Source organism: Alteriqipengyuania sp. (assembly GCF_964222115.1).
Taxonomy (GTDB): Bacteria; Pseudomonadota; Alphaproteobacteria; order Sphingomonadales; family Sphingomonadaceae; genus Alteriqipengyuania.
Genome location: NZ_CAXQBM010000027.1, coordinates 1 through 9,660, shown reverse-complemented (window position 1 = coordinate 9,660; position 9,660 = coordinate 1). Strand labels below are relative to the sequence as shown.

The 9,660-nt window shown below is 63.2% G+C and carries 10 protein-coding genes and 1 riboswitch; of the genes, 5 read left to right on the top strand and 5 right to left on the bottom strand.

Features of this window, described 5'->3' with window-relative positions; all coding sequences use genetic code 11:
• Positions 1-1,009, bottom strand: a 1,009-nt coding sequence (locus ACEQXE_RS05030; protein WP_370177857.1) for a phosphomethylpyrimidine synthase ThiC, incomplete at its 3' end; no start/stop codon positions are given.
• Positions 1,010-1,049: 40 nt separating this feature from the next.
• A riboswitch (TPP riboswitch) is annotated at positions 1,050-1,161 on the bottom strand.
• Between the two features lie 141 nt (positions 1,162-1,302).
• Here ACEQXE_RS05030 and ACEQXE_RS05025 point away from each other — a divergent pair.
• On the top strand, positions 1,303-1,731 hold the full coding sequence (locus ACEQXE_RS05025; RefSeq protein ID WP_370177856.1) for a hypothetical protein: 429 nt from the start codon (positions 1,303-1,305) through the stop codon (positions 1,729-1,731).
• 21 nt (positions 1,732-1,752) lie between these two features.
• On the opposite strand, the gene ACEQXE_RS05020 is transcribed toward ACEQXE_RS05025, so the two are convergent.
• Positions 1,753-2,853, bottom strand: a complete 1,101-nt coding sequence (locus tag ACEQXE_RS05020) for a glycoside hydrolase family 5 protein (RefSeq protein WP_370177855.1) — start codon at positions 2,851-2,853, stop codon at positions 1,753-1,755.
• Positions 2,854-2,961: 108 nt separating this feature from the next.
• Here ACEQXE_RS05020 and ACEQXE_RS05015 point away from each other — a divergent pair, with 108 nt between their 5' ends.
• Positions 2,962-3,663 carry a DUF6445 family protein gene (locus ACEQXE_RS05015; protein ID WP_370183101.1) on the top strand — a complete coding sequence of 234 codons (702 nt, stop codon included), beginning with the start codon at positions 2,962-2,964 and terminating at the stop codon, positions 3,661-3,663.
• 33 nt (positions 3,664-3,696) lie between these two features.
• On the opposite strand, the gene ACEQXE_RS05010 is transcribed toward ACEQXE_RS05015, so the two are convergent.
• Positions 3,697-4,104 (bottom strand): hypothetical protein, encoded by a 408-nt coding sequence (locus ACEQXE_RS05010; RefSeq protein ID WP_370177853.1) that lies wholly within the window; start codon positions 4,102-4,104, stop codon positions 3,697-3,699.
• Positions 4,105-4,468: 364 nt separating this feature from the next.
• On the bottom strand, positions 4,469-6,313 hold the full coding sequence (locus ACEQXE_RS05005) for a DUF885 family protein (protein WP_370177852.1): 1,845 nt from the start codon (positions 6,311-6,313) through the stop codon (positions 4,469-4,471).
• A 240-nt stretch (positions 6,314-6,553) separates the two neighbouring features.
• On the opposite strand from ACEQXE_RS05005, the gene ACEQXE_RS05000 reads away from it, so the two are divergent.
• The 3 genes from ACEQXE_RS05000 to ACEQXE_RS04990 all read left to right on the top strand — a co-directional run bounded on the left by ACEQXE_RS05000 (position 6,554) and on the right by ACEQXE_RS04990 (position 9,518).
• A complete protein-coding gene (locus tag ACEQXE_RS05000) occupies positions 6,554-8,602 on the top strand; it encodes a S9 family peptidase (protein WP_370177851.1) in 2,049 nt (682 codons plus the stop codon).
• A gap of 143 nt (positions 8,603-8,745) precedes the next feature.
• Positions 8,746-9,213 carry a hypothetical protein gene (locus tag ACEQXE_RS04995; protein ID WP_370183104.1) on the top strand — a complete coding sequence of 156 codons (468 nt, stop codon included), beginning with the start codon at positions 8,746-8,748 and terminating at the stop codon, positions 9,211-9,213.
• Positions 9,210-9,518: a transcriptional regulator gene (locus tag ACEQXE_RS04990; RefSeq protein WP_370177849.1), complete on the top strand. Its 309-nt coding sequence runs from the start codon at positions 9,210-9,212 to the stop codon at positions 9,516-9,518. The genes ACEQXE_RS04995 and ACEQXE_RS04990 overlap by 4 nt, the downstream gene beginning before the upstream one ends.
• A 6-nt stretch (positions 9,519-9,524) precedes the next feature.
• Here ACEQXE_RS04990 and ACEQXE_RS04985 read toward each other — a convergent pair whose 3' ends face one another.
• Positions 9,525-9,644, bottom strand: coding sequence for a MipA/OmpV family protein (locus ACEQXE_RS04985; RefSeq protein WP_370177858.1), 120 nt, complete (start codon positions 9,642-9,644; stop codon positions 9,525-9,527).
• Between the last annotated feature and the right edge of the window lie 16 nt (positions 9,645-9,660).

Sequence of the window (9,660 nt, the reverse complement as noted above, 5' to 3'; positions counted from 1 at the left end):
TCGCCATGATCGAGCCGCCGCGGCTGACGATGCCGGTGACGCGCTTGGCGGTCATCGGGACATAGGGCAGGCGCACGCCGGCGTGGATGGTGAAATAGTCCACGCCCTGTTCGGCCTGTTCGATCAGCGTGTCGCGGAAGATTTCCCAGGTGAGGTCCTCGGCAATGCCGCCGACTTTTTCCAGCGCCTGGTAGATCGGCACGGTGCCGATCGGGACGGGGCTGTTGCGGATGATCCATTCGCGGGTGTCGTGAATGTTGCGGCCGGTGGAGAGGTCCATCACCGTGTCGGCGCCCCAGCGGATCGACCAGACCATCTTGTCGACTTCGTTGGCGACGTCGGATGCGACGGCGGAATTGCCGATATTGGCGTTGATCTTGACCAGGAAGTTGCGCCCGATCGCCATCGGTTCGCTTTCGGGATGGTTGATGTTGCTGGGGATGATCGCACGGCCCCGCGCCACCTCGTCGCGGACGAATTCGGGGGTGATGAAGTCGGGAATTTCCGCGCCCCAGCTCTGCCCGTCGCGGTCCTGCGCGATCTGCTCGCGGCCCAGATTTTCGCGCTCTGCGACATATTCCATCTCGGGGGTGATGATACCGCGCCGCGCATAGTGCATCTGGCTGACGTTCTGGCCGGCCTTGGCCCGAAGAGGCCGCTTCACGACGTTGGGGAACTGCGGAACGCCGCCCGAACGGTCCGGCCCGAGCTGGCCGTTATCCTCCGGCTTCACTTCTCGCGCGTCGTATTCCTCGACATCGCCCCGTGCGAGGATCCAGTCGCGACGCAGCGCAGGCAGCCCCGCGTTGATGTCGATGGCCGCCATCGGATCGGTATAGGGGCCGGAAGTATCGTAGACGCGCAAGCTGGGCTCGCCGCCTTCGAGGTCGATCTCGCGCATCGCGACCCGCACGCCGCTGCCCGTTCGCGCGGCGACATGCACCTTGCGGCTGCCACGGATGGGCCCGGTGGTGACGCCAATCTCTACGGGGGAATTCAGGTCGGCCATGCGCATACGCTCCATATCTACGGAGCGAGGGCGGACTTCGCGTTTCGAGCCGCTCCCTCCCTCCGCCCGTATTACCGGGATCAGGTTCGACGGGTCGCGGCCTATTCCGCTCTCAACCTGCGATTGCGCGACAGGCTCCCCGGGGATGGCGCATGTGTAGAGCCATATGCGCGCTTGCGAAAGAGCCTGCGCGAAATTGGCTTCATCGCCACTTGTGAGAGCGCACCAACCGCACATTGACAGGCACATGCGCGGCCCACCACTATCGCCGCACGCAATCTAGGGGGAAGGACTTGAACAAGCCTATTATCGCGATCACCGCACTGGTGCTGATCGCCGGATGTAACGAGGCGGCGGAAGCAACCACCGAAACCGACACTTCTGTGCCCAGCGATGCGACTGCAATGGAAGCGGAAACGACCTCGGTGTCGGACGCCGCATATCAGGCAGACGAAGCGCCGCAGACGGCAGCCTCCGAGCGTGTCACGGTTTCCGGCACGGTGGACAGCCTGGTCCTCGAAGTCGATCCGCCTATCGTCATGCTGACGAGCGACGATGGCACGCAATATATCGCCGGTGTCGCGCCGTCCGCATCCGACAGCGTGGCAGAAGGGACGAAAGGTGTCGGGTCGCAAGTCTCGCTGGATTGCAAGCCCATGCCGGAGCCGGAAGGCGCAGAACCGGGCTATACCTGGCTGGAGGATTGCAAGCTCGCGGGCTGAATCCGAGCGACATTGCCCCACCTATAACCCGATCGCATCCAGCAGCGTCTCGTACCAGTTGCCGGTCGCATAATCGCGGAAATACATGGTGTTCTGGTAGCCCCACACGCAGCCGTCGATGTCGGCCGCCTTGAAGGCGTCGGTTACCGCCTTGTAGTACGCAGCGCGCTGATCGAGCGGGACGCCCTCGTACACGCCGTATTCGCCAAGGAAGAGCGGGCGGCCGGTACGCGTCATGTAGTCGCGCGCCTTTTGCACGTCGGCGGCAAGCTGGCTCGCGTCGGCGGCGCTGCCATAGGTTACGCCCGTCGGCTGGACCGGGTTGATCCACGGCGCACCCTGATGGGTGAAGTTGAACGGGTCGTAATAGTGGAAGGTCGTGATGAGGTAGGCATCGCTTTCGACATCGAACGTCGCGAGCGAGTTGATCCCGCTATAGGACTGTCCGCCGACCACCACCGGGCGGGTCGGGTTGGTAAGGCGGATTTGCGCCAGCGCATCCGTGTAGAGCGCAGGCAGCTGCGTGTTGGTGAGGTTGCTGCCGTAAGGCTCGTTCATCAGTTCGAACCAGACTTCGCCATCCTTGCCCGCGAACCGCTCTGCCACCTGCTTCCATAACGCCACGAAGCGATCGTGCTCCGCAGCAGGATCGGCCATCAGTTCATCGTAATTGTGGTTGTCGAGGATCACCCTGAGCCCCGCAGCGCGCGCCTGGTCGACAATATGCTCGGCCCGGTCGAGGAAGGCCGCATCGATCGTATAGGGTGCGGTCAGCTGCTGGTGCCCGGCGAAGCGCGCGGGCAAGCGCACGGTCTCGAAGCCCTTGGCCGCGATGTCCACGATATCGCTGTCGCGCAGGGCAGGGCCCCAGTCGCCCTCGTTCGGGGCCTCCAGATAATTGGACAGGTTGACGCAAGCGCCCAGCCGCGCGTCGGCCTGCGTCAGCGCCGATGGAGTCGGGGTCGGTGTTGGAGACGGGGTGGGAGCAGGCGTTGGCGCGGCCACCGGCGTCGGCGTCGGCGTCGGGCTGCCACCGCCCCCACCACAACCTGCCAGCGAAAGTGCGACTGCTGTGCACAGCACCCAGCCCAACGGCATTTCTCTCACGGTCTTGCGCCGCATAACTGCTCTCCCAAGCTGTTGTATGATAGCGCTACCACGATTCCGGCAGGCTGCCAATTCGACGCGGTTGTTGACGCAAACGCCATGCGACCGCACGCTGCACACATCATGACCGATCCGGCAATCAGCCCCCTCCCCGAAGCCACGATCACTGTTCACCGGTTCGGGCTGGAGCGCGAGCCCGTGGTGCAGATCGACAATTTCAGCGGGCAGGCTCCAGACCTGCTTGCAAAGGGACGGCAGGCCGATTTCGGCCCCGCAGGCGCGTTCTACCCCGGGCGTCGTGCGCCCGCGCAGCCCGACTACCTCGCGCGCCGCAACAATCTGATGGCAGAGGTGATGCGTCGGGTGTTCGGGTTCCACGAATCGCTGCGCTGCGAAGCCGCGTCCTTCTCGCTCGTGACGCTGGCCGAGGATGCGCTGTCACCGCCGCAATGCATCCCGCATTACGACGATACCGGGGCCGGGATCATCGCCGTGATGCACTACCTGCTCGGCCCGGAAAGTGGCGGGACCGCCTTCTATCGCCATCGCCGCACCGGGTTCGAAACGGTGTCGCCCGAGCGCGAGCGCGGATACCACGCGGCACTGGAGGAAGACGATCGCCAGTTCGGCGCACCATCTTGCGGGTATTACTACGGCGACAGCGATCGGTACGAGATGATCGGGGAGGTTGCCGCCGCGCCCGACCGGATGATCCTGTACCGGGGCCGACTGCTGCATTCGGGTGTCATTCCCGATCCCGGCAAGCTGTCGGACGATCCAGCGCAAGGACGCCTGACGATCAACATGTTCCTTGAAGGGCGCTAGCTTTATCGGGTGCCGCGCCGCAGGCAGGTCGGGTCAGAACGTATCGAGCCGCGACAGCGCAACGAAGATCATGCCCGCGCCGAGGATGGCAGATATGCCCGCCCAAACCTCGCTCGCGCTGGCAATCATCCACTTGCCGAGGGTGACGAAACGTTCACCCGCAGCAAGGAACAGGATGCCTTCCACCGTCAGCAATCCGCCCAGCACGGCCACGGCGACGAACAGCCAGTCATCGGCCCGCCATGGCGTGACAAGATAGATCGTGGCGCCAAGCGCGAGAGTAAAGATTCCCGCAATGTATCGCATCCCCGGCGACTGCTCCAGATCGTGCATCATGCCCTTCCATGTCCCCGGCATGCGCAATTCACCCATCGCGGCAGCGAAGGCATAAACGCCCAGGAACAGGACTATCCATGCAGGCAGGGTTTCGGCTGTGGCCATGGTGTGATGCGTGCTCCTAAAATAAACCAATCGGCGACCGCGACGGGCCAGGATCGCCGATATGCGATCATCCGGCCGGGCACGCACGCCTCCCCAAATCCGGTTTCTCCAGCCGGATGGGCGGGGGTCCCATGCGGCGAGATCAAAGCGCGCGTGCCGGACTTTCCGGCGATCGCTACGCCCTATTCCCCCATACCATCACTCAAAGATGAGAGTGTGACACGCGGTAAGAAATCGACGTTTAACAATCATTTCATGCCGGATCGCGGCGGCCCGTGCAAGCACGCCCCGGGGGCCACGCGCGAGCGCGCCCCGAAATGCTACAAATAGGTTACTACTCGATAACGCGCGCTTTTACGGGGAATCAGCCGCCGCCGTTCGCGATCCACCGGTCGATCTTTTCCTCCAGCACCGGGAGCGGCAGGCCGCCTGTGTTCAGCACCTGTGCGTGGAAATCCTTGATGTCGAAAGCATCGCCCAGCTGCGTTTCGGCCCGCTCACGCAGTTCCTGGATCTTCAGAGCCCCGATCTTGTAGGCGAGCGCCTGACTGGGGATCGCAATATAGCGTTCCACCTCGGCCACGACTTCAGTGCGTGTCATGCCCGAATTTTCCAGCATGAAGTCGATCGCCTGGTCGCGCGTCCACCCCTTGGAATGCAGCCCCGTGTCCACCACCAGCCGCATCGCGCGCAGCTGTTCGTCCTGCAGGGTGCCGTAACGCGCCCACGGGTCGTCGTAAAAGCCCATCTCGTAACCGAGCGTTTCGGAATAGAGCGCCCAGCCTTCCACATAGGCGGTCGTGCCACCGAAGCGCATGAAGGCAGGCAGGTCCTCGTTCTCCTGCGCCAGGCTGATCTGGAAATGGTGCCCCGGGGCGCCTTCGTGCAGGTACAGCGTCACGTTGCCCGTCGTCAGGCGGCTGGGCAGGTCGTAGGCATTGAAGAAGAAGGTGCCGGGGCGCGAACCGTCCGGCGTGCCCGACTGGTACGATCCGCCTGCACTGAACTGCTCGATCGAAGGATCGTAGGGCTTGATGACCAGCTCGGTCTTGGGGACGAGCGAGAAGTAGTCACCGATCTTTTCGTCCACCTCTTCGCCGATATCGTAATAGGACTGGGTCAGCGCCTCGCGGCTTTCCGGCTTGAACTGCGGATCGGTGCGCACGTAATCGAAAAATTCGTTGAGGCTGCCTTCGAAGCCGACTTCCGCCTTCAATGTTTCCAGATCGCCCTTGATCCGCGCCACCTCAGACAGGCCGAGTTCGTGGATGGTGTCGGCGTCCAGAGGCAGCGTGGTCGTGCTCTCTATCATTTGGGCATAAAGCGCCGCGCCGCCCTTCATCTGCGAAAGGCCCACCTCTTCGCGCGCGACCGCCAGGTATTCGTCGCGCAGGAAATTGCGCAGGCGTTCGTGCGCTGCATAAAGCTCCCGCGTCTTCGCCTCGTATGCGGCAGTCAATCGCGCCTTGTCCGCGTCGGAGAAATCCTCCGGGAACATGCCGACAGGCCCCATGAACTGCGATTCCTCGATCGGGATCGCCAACTGGGTGTCGAGCTGCGCAATCACGTTGCCGATCGTCAGCTTGGTCTCGACCACCCCGCTTTCCATCCCGTCGCGGAACTTCGCGATCGAGCGGTCCGTGATGGCGATATAATCGTCGTGACGGCTGAGGTTGTCCTCGTAATTGGCAACCGTCTTGAACGGCGCGGCGCCCGTGCCGCTGGCGAAATTGGGGTAGAACGTATGCAATCCGCTGAAGTGGTTGAGTGGGCGCACCTCCGTCAGCGCGCGGATTTCAGGCGTACTGCCCTTCAGCGATTGCTCCTGGTTGTAGAGAAACACATCGTAGGCGAGCTGATCCGTGGCGGAGAGCTTGCTGCGATCGATCTGTTCGAGCAGCGCGACGTTGAGCTGCGTGTCGCGCAGCGAGGCGTAGAAAGATGAATCGGTCAGGAAATCGCCCAGCCGGTCCGCATTGCTATCGTCGCCGCGGAACAGCCGGCCGAGCGGATTGAGTTCCAGGCTGCGCTTGTCGGAATCGGCAAACAGCGCGAACAGCTTGTCATGTTCGGACTGCTCGGGCTCGTCGGCCTTGGCCTGGAGATCAATATCTGCTGCCGGGGCGGCAGCGGTCTGCGCCTGTGCAACGCCCGGCACGGCGAGAAGGGCAAGCGTGGCGGCTCCGGCAAGCAGGTGGCGAGTCGTCATTCGGTATTCTCCCCCAAGGAATTCTTCGCGCACGAGCCTAGGCGCGCTGGCCTGATCCACCAAGTTCCTTCGACCAGCGGCCCGCGCTAGTCGACCGGCGGCGTCAGTCGAGCCCGCGCGATCGCATCCCGGCCCGGCGCATTTCCAGTCGATACGACGCAAGCGGAACACGGCCCACCGGTTGCCGTTGCCCTTGCGAGATGTATGAGTCCCCGCACACTGACTAACGAGAGGATTTCGATGACCCGCAAGCTTCTAGCCGCCGCCACCCTCCTTGCCGGAGTTTCGATCACTGCCACGGCGCATGCGCGCCCGATGACGCCCGAGGATGTGGCCAAGCTGGAAAGCGTTGGTGCGGTCGCGGTGTCGCCCGATGGCACGCGCGTCGCCTACACCACGTCGAGCCTGCCCGACGTGACCGAGGGCGAGGCGAACGGCAGCTTCTCGCAGCAGCTGAAGATGGCCTACGGGCCGGACAACGCGCGCGATTTCCTGCCCGACGACATGTCCGTTTCGGGTGTCCAGTTCTCCCCCGACGGGCGCATGGTCAGCTTCCTGTGGACCAAGGAAGACGAGGATCGCGCCGTCTGGGGCATCCCGGTCGATGGTGGTGCCCAGGTCAAGCTGGCGGCGGTGAAGGATACCGGGGTTCGCAGCTATGCATGGGCACCCGACGGGAGCACCATCTACCTGCTGGCGAGCGCCGCGCCGGACAAGGATCGCAAGGCCGAAGCCAAGAAGGGTTTCAATGCGATTGTTTATGAAGAAGAAGCACAGCTCAACCGACTGTTCTCGGCACAGGCGGGCGGCGAAGAGATCGATGCGGAGCCCAAGGCGATCACGATCCCGGGCTACGTCACCAGCTTCGACCTCACGCCCGATAACCGCTATGGCGTGATCCAGAGCCAGCCGACCCCGCAGATCGACGACACCTATACCTCCAGCCGGGTCAACATCCTCGACCTGGCGAACGGCAAGGTCGTGCGCGAGGTAGAGACACCGGGCAAGCTCGGCGATGTCGAAATCTCGCCCGACGGTACGCAGCTGTCGATGGTGGCCGGGATCGATGTCAACGACCCGGCAGCCACCACGCTGCACCTGGTCGATGTGGCAAGCGGTTCGTTCCGCGCGCTGAACCAGGGCGCAGCGGAAGCGACGGGCGACACCGAATGGATGACCGACGGACGGCTCGCGGCGATTATCGACAAGGGCGCGGACACGATCCTGCGCATCTACAATGCCGATGGCAGCATGGCGCAGGAGGTCGATCCGGGCGAGCTGATCCTGACCAGCCTGGAAAATGGTGGCAGCGATCGCATGTTCGTGCGGGCCGATAGCCCCCGGCACCCCTCCGAACTGTTCGCTTTCGATGGCGCCAGCTTCACCCGCTGGACCAGCCACAACCCCTGGCTTGCCGAAATCGATTTCGGCAAGCAGCGCGCCTACACCTATACCGCGCGCGACGGTCAGCAGGTCGAAGGCGTGCTGATCGAACCGGTCGGCGGCGCTCCGCGCGGCGGCGCCCCGCTCATCATGAATGTCCACGGTGGGCCAGAGGCGCACGATTCGAACGGTTGGCAGACCGCCTACAGCAAGCCGGGACAGGTCGCGGCAGGACAGGGCTATGCCGTGTTCCTGCCCAATTATCGAGGATCGACCGGTTATGGCACCGCCTTTTCCAAGGCCCACCAGAACGATTACGCGGGCAAGGAATTCAACGATATCGTCGATGCCAAGCGCGCGCTGGTGGAAGAAGGCATCGCCGATCCCGATCGCACCGGCATCACTGGCGGCAGCTACGGCGGCTACGCCAGTGCATGGGCCGCGACCGCGCTGAGCGAGGAATACGCCGCGGCGGTGATGTTCGTCGGCATTTCCAACCAGATCAGCAAGTTCGGCACCACCGACATCCCGATGGAGATGTACAACGTGCACGCGCGCAAATGGCCGTGGGAAGACTGGCAGGGCATGCTGGAGGTCTCGCCGATCTACCATGTCGACAAGGCCGAAACGCCGATCCTCATCATGCATGGCGCAGAGGACACGCGCGTCGCGCCCAGCCAGAGCTACGAGCTGTATCGCAACATCAAGGTGCGCAAGCCCGATACGCCGGTGCGCCTCGTGCTCTACCCCGGCGAAGGCCACGGCAACAGCCGCGCGGCATCGCGCTACGACTATAACCTGCGCATGATGGAATGGTTCGATACCTACCTGAAGACGGGCGACCGCGATGCAGCACTGCCCGGCCCGCGGCCGGATCTGCAGATCGACGGTGACAGCGACGACTGAACCGACACTACGGTTTCCGAAGAGGGCGCGGGGAGCAATTCCCGCGCCCTTTTTCCTGCGCAATGGGCGTTAGGATAGCTGACTTTCCGTTTTGGAAAGTTTTCACTTGCCGAATCGGAAAGTGAAGCGTATCGCTTTCCATATTGGAAAGTGACGAGGCTTACATGGACAACTACGAGGCACAATCGGCGCTCGATGCCGTAAGGGATACCGACCGGCTCATGGCCGAACGGATGAAATGGCCGCTCTGGCGCCATGCGATCGTCGGGGTGATGATGGCCGCTTTGCTGCTGGGGATTGTACTCCCCTTCGATTGGCAGATTCCAATTTCGGGGCTGGTTCTGCTGATGGTCTTCCTGGTTATTCGCGATGACAAGAAACGGCACGGGATGTTCGTGAGCGGGTACCAGAAGGGGCGGACCGGCTGGGTTCTGGCGATCCAGTTCGCGCTTTTCGTCGCAGCGCTGCTGACGACCAACACCTGGGTCGACCAGCCGCTGCAAAGCCCCTTGTTCTGGGGTATCGAAGCCATCCTTCTGGTTGGCAGCACCGCACTCAGCGTGTTGTGGCAAAAGGTTTATCAGGCGGACCTCAAGGCAGGTCGCGCATGAGCAATGCAATCGACACGGTGCTACATGCCCCGGTCCGCCTGCAGATCGCAGCAATGCTCGCCAGGGCTGACGAGTTGGAGTTCGCCACCATGAGGGAAGTTACGGCGGTCAGCGATAGCGTGTTGTCCAAACACCTTACCGCTCTGGCAGAAGCAGGCTACGTCAAGATCGTGAAGGCCCCGCGCGACGGGCGGCAGCGGACCTGGGCGTCGTTTACGCCCAAGGGACGAAAAGCTTTCGCAGCACACATGCGGGCGATTTCCGAAATGGTCGCCGCATCCGAAAAAGCCATCGCTGCCGAATGAGGCTCCCTAGAACGTGTAGCCCAGCCCGGCACCCGCCAGCCACTGGTCGGCGCTGCCGCGCTGGGCCACGAAGGGGGAATCCGCAGCATCGCCGATCATGCGTGAGTAACCGCCGACCGCGAAGATCGCGAGGCCGCCATTG